General features: G+C 64.7%; 16 protein-coding genes. All 16 read right to left on the bottom strand.

Going from position 1 to position 15,783, the window contains the following annotated elements; genetic code table 11:
• Window positions 1-41: 41 nt before the first annotated feature.
• A complete protein-coding gene (gene fliQ / locus QA642_RS09860) occupies window positions 42-308 on the bottom strand; it encodes a flagellar biosynthesis protein FliQ (protein WP_283084478.1) in 267 nt (88 codons plus the stop codon).
• On the bottom strand, window positions 305-727 hold the full coding sequence (gene flgD, locus QA642_RS09855; protein WP_283084477.1) for a flagellar hook assembly protein FlgD: 423 nt from the start codon (window positions 725-727) through the stop codon (window positions 305-307). The genes fliQ and flgD overlap by 4 nt, the downstream gene beginning before the upstream one ends.
• 15 nt (window positions 728-742) lie before the next feature.
• The gene (gene flbT / locus QA642_RS09850; RefSeq protein WP_283084476.1) at window positions 743-1,147 is read right to left on the bottom strand and encodes a flagellar biosynthesis repressor FlbT; all 405 of its coding nucleotides are present in this window, start codon (window positions 1,145-1,147) and stop codon (window positions 743-745) included.
• Window positions 1,147-1,491, bottom strand: a complete 345-nt coding sequence (flaF, locus tag QA642_RS09845; RefSeq protein ID WP_283084475.1) for a flagellar biosynthesis regulator FlaF — start codon at window positions 1,489-1,491, stop codon at window positions 1,147-1,149. Before flaF ends, flbT begins: the two co-directional genes overlap by 1 nt.
• Before the next feature lie 55 nt (window positions 1,492-1,546).
• Complete coding sequence (locus QA642_RS09840; protein ID WP_283084474.1) at window positions 1,547-2,593, bottom strand: flagellar hook-associated family protein; 1,047 nt, start codon at window positions 2,591-2,593, stop codon at window positions 1,547-1,549.
• 3 nt (window positions 2,594-2,596) lie between these two features.
• Window positions 2,597-4,072, bottom strand: a complete 1,476-nt coding sequence (flgK, locus tag QA642_RS09835) for a flagellar hook-associated protein FlgK (protein WP_283084473.1) — start codon at window positions 4,070-4,072, stop codon at window positions 2,597-2,599.
• A 34-nt stretch (window positions 4,073-4,106) separates the two neighbouring features.
• The gene (locus QA642_RS09830; protein WP_283084472.1) at window positions 4,107-5,339 is read right to left on the bottom strand and encodes a flagellar hook protein FlgE; all 1,233 of its coding nucleotides are present in this window, start codon (window positions 5,337-5,339) and stop codon (window positions 4,107-4,109) included.
• Window positions 5,340-5,436: 97 nt separating this feature from the next.
• Window positions 5,437-6,018, bottom strand: coding sequence for a transglycosylase SLT domain-containing protein (locus QA642_RS09825; RefSeq protein ID WP_283084471.1), 582 nt, complete (start codon window positions 6,016-6,018; stop codon window positions 5,437-5,439).
• Window positions 5,969-7,291 carry a flagellar hook-length control protein FliK gene (locus QA642_RS09820; protein WP_283084470.1) on the bottom strand — a complete coding sequence of 441 codons (1,323 nt, stop codon included), beginning with the start codon at window positions 7,289-7,291 and terminating at the stop codon, window positions 5,969-5,971. Before QA642_RS09820 ends, QA642_RS09825 begins: the two co-directional genes overlap by 50 nt.
• Entirely contained in the window at window positions 7,288-8,490 is a 1,203-nt protein-coding gene (locus QA642_RS09815; RefSeq protein ID WP_283084469.1) for a chemotaxis protein, read from the bottom strand. The genes QA642_RS09820 and QA642_RS09815 overlap by 4 nt, the downstream gene beginning before the upstream one ends.
• Window positions 8,487-9,824 (bottom strand): MotB family protein, encoded by a 1,338-nt coding sequence (locus QA642_RS09810; protein ID WP_283084468.1) that lies wholly within the window; start codon window positions 9,822-9,824, stop codon window positions 8,487-8,489. The genes QA642_RS09815 and QA642_RS09810 overlap by 4 nt, the downstream gene beginning before the upstream one ends.
• Window positions 9,825-9,829: 5 nt before the next feature.
• Complete coding sequence (locus tag QA642_RS09805) at window positions 9,830-10,534, bottom strand: hypothetical protein (protein ID WP_283084467.1); 705 nt, start codon at window positions 10,532-10,534, stop codon at window positions 9,830-9,832.
• Window positions 10,531-12,159 carry a flagellar basal-body MS-ring/collar protein FliF gene (gene fliF, locus QA642_RS09800; RefSeq protein ID WP_283084466.1) on the bottom strand — a complete coding sequence of 543 codons (1,629 nt, stop codon included), beginning with the start codon at window positions 12,157-12,159 and terminating at the stop codon, window positions 10,531-10,533. The genes QA642_RS09805 and fliF overlap by 4 nt, the downstream gene beginning before the upstream one ends.
• 305 nt (window positions 12,160-12,464) lie before the next feature.
• Window positions 12,465-13,373 carry a flagellin gene (locus QA642_RS09795; RefSeq protein WP_283084465.1) on the bottom strand — a complete coding sequence of 303 codons (909 nt, stop codon included), beginning with the start codon at window positions 13,371-13,373 and terminating at the stop codon, window positions 12,465-12,467.
• A 269-nt stretch (window positions 13,374-13,642) separates the two neighbouring features.
• Window positions 13,643-14,551 (bottom strand): flagellin, encoded by a 909-nt coding sequence (locus QA642_RS09790; protein WP_283084464.1) that lies wholly within the window; start codon window positions 14,549-14,551, stop codon window positions 13,643-13,645.
• 267 nt (window positions 14,552-14,818) lie between these two features.
• Window positions 14,819-15,721: a flagellin gene (locus QA642_RS09785; RefSeq protein WP_283084463.1), complete on the bottom strand. Its 903-nt coding sequence runs from the start codon at window positions 15,719-15,721 to the stop codon at window positions 14,819-14,821.
• Window positions 15,722-15,783: the final 62 nt, after the last annotated feature.

The following is a 15,783-nucleotide window of genomic DNA, read 5'->3' as shown; positions in this document are numbered from 1 at the left end:
CGCAAAGCTTACGCGAGGGTGGTGGCCGACGGCCGCGCGGCTCAGAAGCCGCGCTCGATATGCGAATAGACCATCTCGGTGAAAGTGGAGAGATGAGCGCCGATGAAGGAGCCGGAGACGGCGACGACCACGAGAAGGACGATGATCTTCGGAACGAAGGTCAGCGTCGCCTCCTGGATCTGGGTCAGCGCCTGCAGCAGCGCGATGGCGGTGCCGACCAGCATTGCGGCCCCGACCGCGGGGCCGGAGGCAACGATGATGGTCCAGATCGCCGCCTGGACGATGTCGAGGGCGTCGCGCTCGTTCATGACTGGCTGATCGTGAGCCCGGGCCCGACGGCGACTTTCGTGCCGTCCTCGAGGGTCGCGACGGAACCGTTGGTGTTGATGGAGATCGATGCGACCTTGCCGCTGAAGGACGCGCCGGTCGAGTCGGTGAAGGTGACCTTCTTTCCGATCAGCCCATCCGCCTGCGACAGCGACTGCGAGGACAGCAGCGCATCCAGCTTGTTATTGGTCTGCATGGCCTGCTCGACCGTCGAGAGCTGGGCGAACTGGCTCATATATTGCGACGTGTCCATTGGATTGGTCGGATCCTGGTTCTTCATCTCGGCGACGAGAAGCTGAAGAAACGTGTTGTAGTCGACGCCGGTCTTCGACGTGGACTGGGTCGAGTTGTTCGTATCGGACGACTTGCTGGTGCTGTCGGTCGCGCTGGGGACGTTCATGTTGCCTCTCCGCTGTCAGGCAGCCTCGAATGGGGCGGCGGCGCCGGCCAGGATGGCTTGCTCCACCGGGAACAGCGCCCGAATTCGCTTGAGCGCCTCGAAATAACGGGTCGCCTCGACCAGCTCGTCGACCGCGGCAAGTCCCTCCAGCATCTCGCGGCTTTCGCACACCGCGACCAGGGCCGCGTGGTGCTGCTGATAGAGCGTCGAAGCATCGCGGACGTCGGTCGGGTTCATCAGCATGAGTTGGACGATGAAATAGAGCTGGCGCATCGCCGTGGTGGCGTCGGAGGCCTGCATGACCTGCCCTTCGAGCAGGAACATCACGTCGTTGACGAGCTCGACCGAGACCTTGCGGTCCACACGCAGAACCGCGCCGTTGATGTAGATCCGTTCGCCCGCCCGCAAGGAGATCTTCATTAAAGCGCGTCTCGGATCATGCGGTTGATTTCGATGAGCTGCGTCACGTCGTCCGACTTTTCCTCGCGAAGGCGGTCGGCTTCCTTGACGACCCACAGACCGATCGAGATGATGTCGGCCCGCAGCTTCTCGGGAAGCCCGTTCTCCGGATGCGCGAGATCCTCGATGAAGATCGCCCACAGCCGCCGCACGTAGAGCAGGCTCTGGACCTGATCCTCGAAACTGGCGCGTCCCTTCTGGAGGCGCTCCAGGCGGTCGATGCCGAGGCTGAGCGCCTGGCGCTCGCGGCCCCTCGCCTCATAGCCGCTATCATCGACGACCGATTCATAGGCTTCAAACGTCATCAGGACCACACTGCGCAGGAAATCGACGAACAAGACAAAGGTTACGAGCCTTGGCTCAGAGATAGTTGAGGAGGCTGATCTTCTGGAGCTGCGACGTCAGCGCGAGCGCCGTCTGGATCTGGGTCTGCAAGGTGTTGACGCGCACCGAGGCTTCGGCCGGATCGACCTTCTCCATACCGACGATCTGATTGTTCAGAATGTCCTGCTGCGTCTTGAGCTTGTCGGTTGCGGAGGTGAGCCGCTGCTGGACCGTGCCGACATCGCCGCCGAGCGTAGCGAGGCCGGTGATGGCGTTCCCGACGAGGCCGATCGCCTTGTCCACGACGACCTGGAACGTCGACTGATCCAGGTTCGCGTTCCCGAGATCGGCCATCATGGTGTAGGCCTCGGCGAGCATGCGGAAGGCGGGTTGATTGGCGCTGACCGACGTATCGGCGATCTCGGTCGTGGAGATACGGCTTTGCATGACCTGGTCGGTGGCCGACGACCAGTTGGTGTTCCAGGCCGGGCTCGCGAACTCGGCATCGAAGGTGGTGTTGAGGAAGGTCTGCATCTGGGCCGGCGTTATGTTCTTCACGTTGGGCGAGGATTGCGAGAAGCCGAAGAACGTAGAGAAATCGGCGTCGACCCGGTTCTTGCTCGCGGAGCCGGCGGCGTAGGGTGTCACCGGCTGGTTCTGCGTGTTGATGCCTGAGAACAGGAACGAACCGTTATAGGAGACGTTCAGCGCGCCGATCAGGTCCTGCAGGTTGGAGGACGCAGGCGGCAGGATGATCCGTCCGCCGCCGTCGGTGCTGCGGGCCGCGATCAGATCCTTGAGGAAGGACGTTGCGGTCGTGTTGAGCTGGGTGATCCGATTCTGCGTCACGTCGAGGCGTCCCGCGACAAGCCCGTTGGTGTCGACAAGCTGATCGGCGAAGCTGAGGTCGGCACGCAGGGTGAGGTCGCCTCCCGTCGTGGCCCCGAGCTCGAGGCCGACATCGTAAAAGCGGCCGGTGGTCGCCTCCTTCGACGCCTTGCTGAGCAGGGACTGGTTGTTCGTGATCGACGACCTCAATGACGACGATAGCATCAAGGTCGAGATGTAGTTCGCGCTCATCATGGCTTATTTCCCCACGGCAGCCAGCAGGCTCTGCAGCATTTGGTCGACGGTCGAGATGATCTTCGACGACGCCGAATAGGTGCGCTCGACCTGGAGCATCAAGGACATCTCGTCGTCCATGTTGACGCCGCTGACGTTCGACAGCGCCGCGGTGCTGCGGTCGAGCAGCGTCTTCTGGTAGCTGACGTTGGCGTCCGCGGTCTTGCGCTGGTTTTCGATCCAGCTGGTCGACGACGATGCGAAGTCGATCAGGCTGCCGTTCGGCTTGCCTTGCGTGGTTGCATCGAACGGCTGCGCGGCATCCATGCCGCCGATGAGCTGCTGCAGCCGGGCCGAGTAGCCGCCGTTGCCTGCGGTGTTGTATCGGTATGCGACGTTGCCGCTGATCGCGCCATCGCGCAGCAGATTCGGGTTGCCGCCCTTGGCCGGGTCGACCGACGCCGCGACGCTGATCAGGCCGGCCAGGCCGACCGAGACGGTGGCGCTCGCAGGCATCGCCGGCGCGCCGGGATAGGTGAAGAGACCAGGAACGTCGGGCAGCGCCGCGGCGGTCTGATCGCTCTCCCTGAAGGTATTGATCAGGCCGCGCGCGATTTCGTCGAGCTGGCTCTGATAGGTGACGGTGTCTTTGTCACGCAGCTGGGCGAGGCCCGCGAGCTTGCCCGACTTCAGCGGCATCACCGAATTGGCACCGGTTACCGGGACGCCGTCGATGACCACCGCGTTGCCAGTGGTGCCGGGCGCATAGATGTTGGTCGCCGCGAAGCTGACCGTTCGGGCCGTCTTGTCGAACAGCACCACACCGCTGTCGGTGTAGAGCGCCGCGTCGCCGTTGGGGCGGAGCGACATGGTGACGCCGAGCTCCTGCGACAGCTGCGCGACGATGCTGTCGCGCTGGTCGAGATAGTCGGTGACGTCGTCGCCGGAGATCGTGCCCTTCACGATCGCGGTGTTCACGGTCCCGAACTGGGAGAGCAGCTGATTGATGTTCTGGACCGACGTTTTCATGTCGGCATCCGCACCCGCACGGACCGACTGCACGGTCTGCGTCGCCTGGTTGAGCGCGTTCGCCATGTCCTTGGCGGACGTCACCGCCGCCTGCGCCAGCGTGGTGTTGTCCGGAGCGTTGGCATATTGCTGCAGCGCCTTCTTCAGCGCATTGAGCTGCGCAGTCGGCGACTGGTTGAGCTCCGGATCGTCCACTGTGGCGGATGCGATCTTCTGGAGACCGTCATAGATCGCGGTCTGCTTGGTCGACGACGAGGTCGCGATCAGGACGTTGTCGTAGAGACCTGAACTCGCGGCGCGCTGGATCGCCGCCACATAGACGCCGGCCCCGGGCAGATTGTCCAGCACGGCGATCTTGCGCGAATAGCCGGCGGAGCTGGCGCCGGCGATATTGCGCGAGATCGTCGAGGACTGGATGCCCGACGCCATGAGCGAAGAGCGAGCGGAGTCGAGAGCGGCGGTAAGGGACATGATTGGCTCTTGCCCGGAACGAGCGCTGAAGAATTCAGCGCTTCAGGTTGACGACGATGTCGAGCAGGTCGGCGCCGGTCTGGAACGATTTCGAGTTGGCGGTGAAGCCGCGCTGGGCCTCGATCATCCCGGTGAGCTCGTCCGCGAGGTCGACGTTGGAACCTTCCAGGGCGCCGGACTTGATCGTGCCGAGGCCGCCGGTGCCGGCGTTCCCGGCCTGCGCGTTGCCGGACTTCATGTTGGTCGAATAGACGTTGCCCGGCTCCGGCGTCAGATTGTCGGGGCTGGCGACGTCGGCAAGCATGATGGTGAAGAGCGTCAGCGACTGTCCGTTCTTGAGGACCGCGGTCACGTGGCCTGTATCGTCGACATTGACCTTGTCGATGGCCGAGGGGACGCTGCCATTGACGGTGGCCTTGAAGCTGAAGTCGGTTCCGACCTGCGTCATGTTCGCCAGGTTCATGGTCATCGGCGCACCGCCAGGGACGGTGAAGGAGAGAGTCTTCGGGCTCGCCGCGGCCAGCGTGCCTTTGCCGGCTGCCGTCGTATCGAAGGTGAACGTGGTGGCGGCGCCTAGCGACGTACCCGTCGCGGAGTCGTAGACCCCAATCTGCCAGGTGTCCGAGCCGGCGGCTGTCGCCGTGTGGGACATGTAGACGTCGAGCGTAACGGCCTGGCCGATATTGTTGTAGGCCACGATCGAGCTCTTCGACGAATATGACGCCGGACCGGGCGGACCGGCGATCACGGCTGCTTTCGGATCCAGATTGCCGGTCGTAAGCGTGCCCGCCGTCGACGGCACAGGCACCTGCGAAACCTGGGCGATGTTGACGATCTGCATGCCGGACAGGCTGTTCTGCGAGAAATTATTCACGTTACCGGGTTGGCCCAGCAGGTAGAAGCCCGCCGCGTTGACCAGATTGCCCTGGGCGTCCGGCACGAACGAGCCGGCGCGCGTCAGATATTGCTGCGTGTTGTTGGCGTTCGACACCACGAAGAAGCCGTTACCCTGGACGGCGAGGTCCGTGGTCGACGTGGTGAACTGCGTATGTCCCGCGTCGCTGATGGCGTAGCGCACCGTGGTCTCGACGGCGCCGGAGTCGTAGTTGCCGGAGCCGCTCTTCAGGATCAGCGAGGAGAACTCGGTCGAGGCCCGCTTGTAGCCGGTCGTGTTGACGTTTGCGATGTTGTCCGAAACCGTCGACAGCTTGTTGGACTGCGCGCCCATTCCGGACACGCCGGTGCGCATAACACCATACAGGCTCATGAATTAGGCTCCTTCGGTAGGTTGCCGCTACAATGCGGGTTCTTGCTTGCGCGGGGCTGATGATTGGGAACCATGCACAACTTTAGGGTTGTCCTGGTCATGTCGTCTTTGGTTGACAGAACGAGCGCGCCTTGTCGGTCCATGCGCCGAAGCCGCTCGATACGAGATGCGCGACGATGTGGCAGACATAGCGCTTCTGCGCCGGCTGATTGTTGGGGCCGGCATTGTAGCGGGCGACCGCCATGGTCCAGCTGCCCTCGCGCTGCTTCAGCTCCTTCAGGAAGCGCGCGGCATATTCCACGTTCTTGGCCGGATCGAACATCGCGCGCACGGACGTGAATTTGTCGCCGTGATAGTAGTGGTTGATCTGCATGCAGCCGAGGTCGATGAGCTTGATGCCCTTGGCGCGCATCGCCTCGAAATTCGCGATCGCGTCGTTCATGTCCTTGGCGAACACGGTCTGGCCGTCGGCACCCAGCGCGTAAGGATAGAGCGCGCCGCGCCGTCCGGTTTCGGTCAGGCCGACCGCATAGAGAATGCCGAGCGGAATGCCGTGCTGCTGGGACGCACGCGCCATCTCGCGCTCGCAGGGACGCGCATTGTCGGTTGCCGCTGCCGCGGTGCCCGCGTTACAGATAAACAGGGCCGCGACGAGTCTGCTGGCCCACGTCCTGATCATGACGCGTCTCCTGGTTGGACTGGCGCTCCTGGCGGGGCTGCCTCGCCTCGCCATCCGATTGTCCCGACGAAGTGCCGGCACCGTCGAACGTGCCTTGCGACTGGGGCGGCGGCTGTTGTTGGCCCGGGAGCTGCGGTTGCGACTGGCCGGAGCCGCTCTGGAATCCATCCAGCGAGCCGTGCTGCACCGGTGCGACGTCAGCAACGTAACCTGCCGACTGCATCAGATCGCGGATCTGGTCGCGCTGCTGGTCCAGCATCTGGCTGGTGTCCTTGCGTTCGGCCGCAAGGTGGACGGACACCTCGGTGCCGACGAGACGAAGGCGCACGGTGACGTTACCGAGCTGCGGCGGCTCGAGATTGATGGTCAGAATCTTGAGCGGCTCCGGCGCGTTGGTCTGTGACATCGCGAGATCGGCCGCGGATGCCCCCGGCGCCGCGGTTTCCTTCAACTCCGTAACGACCGCATTGGCGACCTGCTGCGGCGCGTTGAATTGCGCCGGCGGCAGATGGGTCTCCTGCTGGACGACGGTGACCTTGGTCGCTTCGGGCAAGGTGTCCCGCGACGCGGCCTTGACCGCGCGCTCGACGTTGGCCGTGACGGCTTCGAAGCCTGACGTCGCAGGCATTGCCTTCGCAGCCTCGCCGCCTTGCTGCGGCGTGGCCTGCTGAGCTGCCACCGCTTGCGAAGCCGGACCTTGCGCGCGTGGGCTGGCTGGATCTGCAGTGCTCGCCGCGGAATCGAGCGCAGCCGCCTTGGAAGCTGCCTGGACCTCCCGCTTGGTCGAGGAGGACCGCTCATCTCGCGCGGGCGTGTCCTTCCTGTCGCTCGTCGGCAATTGCATCTGCGGATTCGCGGCTGCGAGCTCCGGGCCAGCGATCACCGGAGTGCTCGATCGGCTCTGGGCATCCGCTTTCGAGGCGATATCGACCGGATTTTGCTTCTCCGACGATTTGCTGGTTTTCTCGTCGGAAGTCTTCTCCGTTGCTTCGGGCTCGTCGGCCGCTTCGGCGCGCTCGTGCACCGTGCCGTTCTTCCCGGTCGGGTGCGCCAAGCGCGTGCGCAGCGTTGCGGTCTTCACGGCCGTGTCGCCGCCCTCATCGCTCAGTGCCCGCTTCGCGAGGTTCGAGACGGTGTGGAGCAAATCATTGAATGACGAATCCGCCTGCGATTTCGCACCGGTGCCTTTCCCCGAACGCGACGTCCCGCGCATGTTGAGGCTCTCGGCTAGGCCGGAGAAGACCTGTCCTGAGGTTCCGCTGAGCTTCGTCATGGACGACGATCCCTGGTGAGAAGTTCGAGTTCGCTGAGTTGCTTCTGCGAGCGTGCGAGGGCCGCGGTCGACGACGCGAGATCGAGACGCGCCGGCGTTGCCGGCGGCTTGTCGGCGGCGGCAGACCCGCTCGCGAACGGCTTGCGGACGTCGAGCGCGAGTTGCACCGTCGCATTCAGAAGCGGAACGTCGCGCTCGGGCAGTTTCGAGCGGTCGAGCGCCTTCAGCTCGGCAAGACCGCCGTCATATTCATCGGTGAGGGCACGCGAGGCACCGCGGAAGAGATGCGCCCGCTCGCGCTCCGCAGAAGCATCGGCACTGAGCGTCAGCGCACGCTCGCCGGCAAGCCGGGTCACTTCCATCCGTCCGCGCAGCATCGCGGCGCGTGCGATCACGAGATAGAGCTTGAGGCGGCTCGTGCGGTCGATCTGCTCCAGCAGGCTGCCGATCCGCGAGAAGCGGCGCTCGTCGAGCGCGATGCTCGATTGCGTCAGACCCGAGGAGAAGCGCTGCCAGAAGTCGCCGGCATAGATCGAGTTGCGATAATGGCGGATATAGGCCAGCGTCAGGAACTCGAACTTGTCGAAATCCTCGGCCTGTCCGACCAGCAGGATCTCGCGGCGCAGTGCGGCTTCCTCCACCAGCGTGCCGGGCAGAAGCAGCCGCGCGTCGTCGAGACGCTCGATTGCGAGCGATGCTTCAGAGCGTGCGAACAGCGCACCCTGAACCAGCGCGACCTGTCCGCCCAGGCCCGACGGAAGCGTCCGCGGCTTGACGTCCTTGAGCAGCTCGCGCGCTTCGTCCTGGCGGCCCTCGACATAGGCGAGCGCGCCGTCGAACAGCCGCCCCTCGACATTGATCTTGTCGCGCGGCAGCTTGCGAACCAGTTGCGGCGCGCCGCCGCTGAGCATGTAGATGACGACGGCCTGGCCGTTCTGCGGATTGCTCCACACGTTCGCATCGGCGGCGAGAAACTTCTCGCCGATCTGCCGGATCAGCGCGATGTGGCTGCCATGCGCCGCGGTGTCGCCGTTGGCAATACCGTCCTGCACCGCCTGCAATCCACGCACGAGCTCATATGGTTCGCTCGACGTCGATGCCGGCGCAGGAGCCGGCGCCGGTGCGGTCTCGGCCACGACGCGTGCAGCCGTCAGCGGCACCAGCATCAGCAACGCTGCGCAGAGGAGCAGCCTGATCAAGGGCGCTTCTCCCGGATCAGGATCTCGATGCGGCGATTCTGCGCGGCCGCCGGATCGTTCGGAAGCTTCGGCCGCCGGTCGGCGTATCCTTCGACATGCTCGATCCGCTGCGCATCGACGCCGGAGCGGACGAGCATGTAATAGGCCATCTGCGCGCGGGCCGTCGACAGCCGCCAATTGTCGTAGTTCTCGGACTTGTACGGCCGATTGTCAGTGTGGCCACGGACGATGATCACGCCCTGGCGTTTCATCAGCAGCGGCCCGATCTTGTCGATCACGCGGATCAGCTCGGGCCGCGGCTCGGCCGAGCCGACCGCGAACATGCCGAAGCTCGCATCGTCGGTCAGGCTGACCAGCAGGCCTTCCTCGACCTGACGCACCTCGGCCGCCGGTCCCGCGCCGGCCTTGATGTCCGACAACGCATCCGCGATCGCGGACTGGAGCTGCTTGACGGTCGGCTGCTGCGTTTGCGCCGCATCGCGCGGATCGGAATTCTTGGCTTGATCGCCAGGGCGCGACTGCGCGGCGGCATTGGCTTGAGCGGTAGCCTGGGCGCCTGATTGCGCATTCGCCTGGGCACTGCCATCGCGCTGCGCCTGCGACGGCGCAGGTCCCGGCGGCAGCAGCGGCGACAGGCTTGCGGACGCCGCATCGGCATTCGGAGCCACGCTTCCGCCGGCGTCATCCTGCAGGGCACGGCGCGCTTGCGGCGCGCCCTGCCCCGGTCCGGATGCGCCCTCGCGCGCCGAAGCATTCGGCTTTGGCTCACTGTCCACGAAGCGGTCCGCATCCTTCGACATCTGCGGCGCCAGCTTCCAATAGCCGGGATCGAACGGATCGCGATAGGCGTCGCCGCCCTTGAGGCCTTCCTCTTCGGCGGAGGTCAGGGCGCCGGCGCGACGCTGGCCCGAGGCCTGGTTCGAGCTGTTGGCAATCTCGGCAAGCGTCGCGAAAGGATCGCGGAACAGCACCTTCTCTTCGAAGGAAGCCGGCTTCTCCGCCGTCGGCGAGTCGCCGCGACGCTCTTCGTTCGGCCCGGCCGGCTGCCGCTTGCCGTCCTGGCCCTCGAACTGCGACGGCTCCCTCTTGGCGAGATCCTTGAGTCCTTTCGGTGCAGGCGCGTTCTCCGCGAGCTTGATCGGATTGAAATAGCTCGCGACCACCTGCTTCTGGTCCTGGTTGAGGGCGTTGAGCAGCCACATGACCAGGAAGAACGCCATCATCGCGGTCATGAAATCCGCATAGGCGATCTTCCAAACGCCGCCGTGATGCGCCTCCTCGGCGAAGGCGCTGCGCCGGCGGACGATCACGATCTCATGCTTGACCTCTTCCATGGCGACTACCGGCGCGCGTCCTTCAGGCGCTCGCTCCACGCCGATATCTGGGTCTCGATCACGGTCTGGTCGGCGACGACGCGGACCTCCAAGGTCTCGGCGGGCTCGTACTCGATGCTTGCTCGCCTGGAGGCGTCGAGCTGCGTCCTCACGAGATCAAGCAGCTCGCTCGGACCCGTCACCTTGAACACCGGCACCGGCGAATTGCCGGTCAGAGCCGCGACCTGCTCGACCAGCGACCCGATCGCCTTGTCGCGGACCGCATCGGCGAGGAACGGCAGCAATATGCGGGCGACGGAGCTCGCGATGTTGGTCTCGATCTCGCGGCATGCCGCCTCGAAACCGCTGACGATCGCTGCCGCCTGCTGGTCGGACCATTTGGCGCGCTCTTCGCCCAGCCGGATGGCGCTACGCACCCGCTCCTCGGCGACCTTGGCATCGCCTTCCGCAACGCCGGCGGCAAGGCCGCGACGATAGGCGTCTTCGAGAAGGTTGGCCGGTGGGGCTTCCGCCTCGGACGCCGGAGCCGGCGACTGAAGCTGCGGCTGCGATTGAGGTTGGCGTTGCGGCTGAGCCGGCGGCTGCGGCTCGCGCCAGGCCTCCTTCTGTCGCGTCAGCACGTCCTGGATCTTGGGCGGCGGAGGCGGCGGCGACTTGACCCGGCCGCTCGCGTCGAACTGCGTCAGGAGTTTTCCGATTGCCGCGTTCATGCCGCCTCCTCGCGTCGCATCCAGTCTTTAAGGATTGCTGCCGCCTGCATCTGATCGAGCCGGACGATCTGCTCCAGCCGCTTCTGCGGCGTGCGCTGCATCTTGCCTTCGAGGTCCTCGACGAGGTTGAGCTCGGGATCCTGGCTCTCGGCCAAGGCGAGAGCCGCGGCTGTCTCGAGCTCAGCGGCCTCGGCGGCCTCGGTCTGCTCCTGCTGCGCGCGGTGAGTCAGGATGCCGTTGACCGCGGGACGAAGCCCGAACCAGACCAGCATCGAGGCGACGGCGAGGATCGTCACCGCGTTGATGACGCTGCCGAGCTGCTTGTTGATCATCTCGACGAAGCTGATCGGCGGCACCGGCGCGAGTTCGCGCGAGCCTTCGATGAAGTCGACGGCCGTCACCTGGATCTGGTCGCCGCGCGTCTTGTCCAGTCCGCCGGCGGTCGCCGCGAGCTGGCTGATCTCGGCGAGCTTGCTGTCGATGATGGCCTGGTTGCTCTTGTCGCCGAGGTCGGCGACGAGCCGCGCACGGTTCACCAGCACGGCGATGAAGAGTTTCTTGACCGAATAGCCGTCGCTCACCGTCGTCGTGGTCTTCGAGGACACTTCGAAATTGGTGACGTCCTCGCGACGGGTCTTGTCCTCGCTGGAATTCTTGGTGCCGCCGGAATTGACCTGCTGGTCGGGAAGGTTCTGCTGCACCGTGGTCGGCTGCGAACGGTCCGCGTTCTGCGACGATTCCTTCTCGCGGACATTCCGCACCGAACGCTCGGCGCGGCTCTCCGGATCGTAGACGGTCTCGTTGATCTGCCGCTTGTCGGTGGAGAGCTGCGGGGCGACGCTCACCTCGAAATTGTCGAGGCCCAGATACGGCGTCAGCGCCTTGCGGATATTCTCCTGCACCATGCCGCCGACCGTCTTCTGGAGGCTCGCCATCTTGGTCGGCGCAGCGCTCGCCTCGTCTTCCTCCGCGAGCAGCATCGAGCCGTCGGCGTCCAGCACGGTCACCTTGTCGCGGCTCATGCCGGGAATGGCGGCTGCGACGAGATGGCGGATCGACTGCGCGGTGCGCGCCTCGATCGCGCCGTCGGTGCGCAGCACGACGGAGGCCGAAGGCGGCTGCTGCGTCGCGCGGAACGAGCCGCGCACCGGCAGCACGATATGTACCCGCGCCGCCTTGACGCCCTTCATCAACTGGACGGTACGCGCGATCTCGCCCTCGAGGGCGCGCAGCTTGGTCACTTCCTGCATGAACGAGGTCAGGCCCAGCGAGCCGATCTTGTCGAACAGCTCGTAACCGGAATTGGCGCTGGTCGGCAGGCCCTTTTCGGCGAGCAGCATCCGCGCCTGCATGGTCTGGCTCGGGCGTACCGAGACAGCGTCACCGGCCGTATTGACGTCGAAGGCGATGTTCTGCTCGCGCAGCGCCGCGCCCATGCGCGTCACGTCCTCGCGGGTCAGGCCGGTATAGAGGGTCTCGAATTCCGGCCGGCTCAGATAATACGCGCCGCCGACGACGGTGACGAGAACGGCAAAGCCGATCAGTCCCAAGGCCATCAGGCGTCGCGGCCCAAGCTCCAGCAGATTGTTGAGCAGTTGCTGTATCTGCGCACGACTGAACAGCATATGACCTCGTACCAATGCGAACGTAGAGGACACTCCGCTGCCAACCTTGTCTGAAGGTTGCGCAAGGACACGAATGTGTCAGTTCGCTGGCGAGGCGTTGTAATTTTGCAAGAATTTTGCTCCGACGCAGACGGTCCGGCAGCAGCTGTCGCGCACGCGAACGCACGCCAACGCAATCGGCTGCGGGTGCTGCATGAAGTCTGGCGTCAGGAGGTCATTGCGGGCACATCATGTGCCGCCAAATCCACCGTTCATGGCGGGGACCGTGCTCCCATGGGGAGCACGGTCGTCTTGAAAGCCGAAGCTTACTTGAACAGCGACAGGATGCTCTGGCTGTTCTGGTTGGCGATCGAGAGCGCCTGAACGCCGAGCTGCTGCTGGGTCTGGAGCGCCTGCAGGCGGGTCGATTCCGCGTTCATGTCGGCGTCGACGAGCTGGCCGATACCGCGATCCACGGAGTCCATTAGGGTCTTGACGAATTCCGTGTTGGTCTGGATGCGGTTCTTGACGGCGCCGAGATCGGCGGCGGCCGTAGCCACCTTGTTGATCGCAGCGGTGACCTGCGCGATGTAGGTATCGAGCACGGCCTGGTCGGTCGGTGCATCGGTCAGCGAGGTGATGGTCAGGTTGGCGACCGACACACCGCTGGTCGGCGTGTCCAGAATGCCGCTCGTGCCCGACGTGTAGAGCGAGTAGCTGGAGATCGTCAGGGTGATGGAGCCGATGGTCGGCGTGCTCTTGACGCGGGAGAACGACGACACCAGGTCGAAGGTCGCCGGGGTCGAGGCGGTCGCGCTCAGCCAGTTCACGCCGTTGAAGGTCGCCGCATCGGCAGTGCTCTTCATCTGCTGCTGGATCTGGGTGATGTCCGACTGGATCTTGGCCCGGTCGATACCGGCGGTCTTGGCTTGGACCAGCAGCGACTGGAGCTTGGTCAGGCCGCCGGTCTTGTCGCCGACGACGGCGGTCAGAGCGGTATATTCGGTGTCGACGGTCGCGGCCGACAGACCGAGCGAGTCGGAGACCGCGGAGAGCGCGGCGTTGTCGGCGCGCATCGAGGTTGCGATCGACCAGTAGGCGGCGTTGTCCGACGCGGTCGAGACGCGCTGGCCGGTCGAGATCCGGTTCTGCGTGGTCGCGAGCTGCGAGCTGACGTTGCGGAGGGTCTGCAGCGCAGTCATTGCAGACGAGTTAGTGAGAAGGCTAGAACTCATTTTTGACGTCCCCTGGAAATAGAATGAATCTTTTGGGACATACCGGGCTTGCACCGGTACGACAGGACGGCGTCATGCCTTTGGGCTGCGGAAAAGCGCGCCCAACCTGTCGTATCGGCGGCGATAGCACGCGAAGTTTGTGCGAGGCTTGCGGCGCCGTAACCGGGCCACAGTAGTGCAGCCGGAGTCACGGCATGCGCGGGACGTCACGCCAAAATGAAAGGGCCGCGCTTCGCGAGAAGCGCGGCCCCCTCGGATGGTTCTCGGGCTTAGCGGAACAGCGACAGGATGCTCTGGCTGTTCTGGTTGGCGATCGAGAGCGCCTGAACGCCGAGCTGCTGCTGGGTCTGGAGCGCCTGCAGGCGGGTCGATTCCGCGTTCATGTCGGCGTCAACGAGCTGGCCGATACCGCGATCCACGGAGTCCATCAGGGTCTTGACGAATTCCGTGTTGGTCGAGATGCGGTTCTTGACGGCGCCGAGATCGGCGGCGGCCGTAGCCACCTTGTTGATCGCAGCGGTGACCTGCGCGATGTAGGTATCGAGCGTGGCCTGGTCGGTGGCCGCATCGGTCAGCGAGGTGATGGTCAGGTTAGCGACCGACACACCGCTGGTCGGCGTGTCCAGAATGCCGCTCGTGCCCGACGTGTAGAGCGAGTAGCTGGAGATCGTCAGGGTGATGGAGCCGATGGTCGGCGTGCTCTTGACGCGGGAGAACGACGACACCAGGTCGAAGGTCGCCGGGGTCGAGGCGGTCGCGCTCAGCCAGTTCACGCCGTTGAAGGTCGCCGCATCGGCGGTGTTCTTCATCTGCTGCTGGATCTGGGTGATGTCGGCCTGGATCTTGCCGCGGTCGATACCGGCGGTCTTGGCTTGGACCAGCAGCGCCTGGAGCTTGGTCAGGCCGCCGGTCTTGTCGCCGACGACGGCGGTCAGGGCGGTATATTCGGTGTCGACGGTCGCGGCCGACAGACCGAGCGAGTCGGAGACTGCGGACAGCGCGGCGTTGTCGGCGCGCATCGAGGTTGCGATCGACCAGTAGGCGGCGTTGTCCGACGCGGTCGAGACGCGCTGGCCGGTCGAGATCCGGTTCTGCGTGGTCGCGAGCTGCGAGCTGACGTTGCGGAGGGTCTGCAGCGCGGTCATTGCAGACGAGTTGGTGAGAAGGCTAGAACCCATTTTGATGTCCCTTTGAGATTGATTGAGTGGGGACATACCGGACTTGCACCGGTACGACAGGGCGGCGTCATGCCTTTGGGCTGCTGAAAAGCGGTTAGGCCCAACCTGTCGTACGGCGACCGTAACGTGCGAAGCTTGTGCGAGGCTTGTGGCTCTGTGTCCCGACCGCAACAGAGCAGCCGAATTGAAGGCATGCGCGTAGCGTCAAGCCAAACGAAAGGGCCGCGCTTTGCGAGAAGCGCGGCCCTCCCCGGATTGTCGTTCGGCTTAGCGGAACAGCGACAGGATGCTCTGGCTGCTGTTGTTGGCGATCGAAAGCGCCTGCACGCCGAGCTGCTGCTGGACCTGGAGGGCCGCCAGACGGGTGGACTCCTGGTTCATGTCGGCGTCGACGAGCTGGCCGATACCGCGATCAACCGAGTCCATCAGCGACTTGACGAATTCCGTGTTGGTCGAGATACGGTTCTTGACCGCGCCGAGATCGGCGGCGGCCGAAGCGGCCGAGTTGATCGCAGCGGTGACCTGCGCGATGTAGGTATCGAGCACGGCCTGGTCGGTCGGTGCATCGTTCAGCGTGCCGATCTTCATGTTGGCGACCGACACACCGCTGGCCTGCGTGTCCAGAATGCCGCTGGAGGTCGCGGTGTAGAGCGAGTAGGCGGAGACCGTCAGGGTAATCGCGCCCGTGGTCGGCGTGCTCTTGACGCGGGAGTAGGACGACACAAGGTCGACCGTCGCCGGCGTCGAGGCGGTCGTGCTCAGCCAGTTCACGCCGTTGAAGGTCGCCGCATCGGCGGTGCTCTTCATCTGCTGCTGGATCTGGGTGATGTCGGCCTGGATCTTGGTGCGGTCGATACCGGCGGTCTTGGCTTCGACCAGCAGCGACTGAAGCTTGACCAAGCCGGAGTTCTTGTCGCCGATAACCGTGTTCAGAGCGGTGTATTCGGTGTCGACGGTCGCGGCCGACAGACCGAGCGAGTCGGAGACGGCGGAGAGCGCGGCGTTGTCGGCGCGCATCGAGGTCGCGATCGACCAGTAAGCGGCGTTGTCGGAGGCGGTGGCCACGCGCTGGCCGGTGGAAATCCGGTTCTGCGTGGTGGAGAGCTGCGAGCCCACAGACCGCAGGGTCTGGAGTGCGGTCATGGCGGTCGAGTTCGTAAGCAGTGACATTGCGATGTCCCTTTATGTACGCGTTACATTTTCACGAGGGGACATACCGGGCTTTCACCGGT

Origin of the sequence: Bradyrhizobium sp. CB2312 (genome assembly GCF_029714425.1) — a bacterium.
Lineage (GTDB): Bacteria > Pseudomonadota > Alphaproteobacteria > Rhizobiales > Xanthobacteraceae > Bradyrhizobium.
Note: the sequence above shows the minus strand (reverse complement) of the source record. Positions and strands in the feature narration are given on the sequence as shown.

Coding starts and splice junctions, on each gene's coding strand:
- fliQ (WP_283084478.1), bottom strand. CDS start 308: ATGAACGAGCGCGACGCCCTCGACATCGTCCAGGCGGCGATCTGGACC.
- flgD (WP_283084477.1), bottom strand. CDS start 727: ATGAACGTCCCCAGCGCGACCGACAGCACCAGCAAGTCGTCCGATACG.
- flbT (WP_283084476.1), bottom strand. CDS start 1,147: ATGAAGATCTCCTTGCGGGCGGGCGAACGGATCTACATCAACGGCGCG.
- flaF (WP_283084475.1), bottom strand. CDS start 1,491: ATGACGTTTGAAGCCTATGAATCGGTCGTCGATGATAGCGGCTATGAG.
- QA642_RS09840 (WP_283084474.1), bottom strand. CDS start 2,593: ATGATGAGCGCGAACTACATCTCGACCTTGATGCTATCGTCGTCATTG.
- flgK (WP_283084473.1), bottom strand. CDS start 4,072: ATGTCCCTTACCGCCGCTCTCGACTCCGCTCGCTCTTCGCTCATGGCG.
- QA642_RS09830 (WP_283084472.1), bottom strand. CDS start 5,339: ATGAGCCTGTATGGTGTTATGCGCACCGGCGTGTCCGGAATGGGCGCG.
- QA642_RS09825 (WP_283084471.1), bottom strand. CDS start 6,018: ATGATCAGGACGTGGGCCAGCAGACTCGTCGCGGCCCTGTTTATCTGT.
- QA642_RS09820 (WP_283084470.1), bottom strand. CDS start 7,291: ATGACGAAGCTCAGCGGAACCTCAGGACAGGTCTTCTCCGGCCTAGCC.
- QA642_RS09810 (WP_283084468.1), bottom strand. CDS start 9,824: ATGGAAGAGGTCAAGCATGAGATCGTGATCGTCCGCCGGCGCAGCGCC.
- QA642_RS09805 (WP_283084467.1), bottom strand. CDS start 10,534: ATGAACGCGGCAATCGGAAAACTCCTGACGCAGTTCGACGCGAGCGGC.
- fliF (WP_283084466.1), bottom strand. CDS start 12,159: ATGCTGTTCAGTCGTGCGCAGATACAGCAACTGCTCAACAATCTGCTG.
- QA642_RS09795 (WP_283084465.1), bottom strand. CDS start 13,373: ATGAGTTCTAGCCTTCTCACTAACTCGTCTGCAATGACTGCGCTGCAG.
- QA642_RS09790 (WP_283084464.1), bottom strand. CDS start 14,551: ATGGGTTCTAGCCTTCTCACCAACTCGTCTGCAATGACCGCGCTGCAG.
- QA642_RS09785 (WP_283084463.1), bottom strand. CDS start 15,721: ATGTCACTGCTTACGAACTCGACCGCCATGACCGCACTCCAGACCCTG.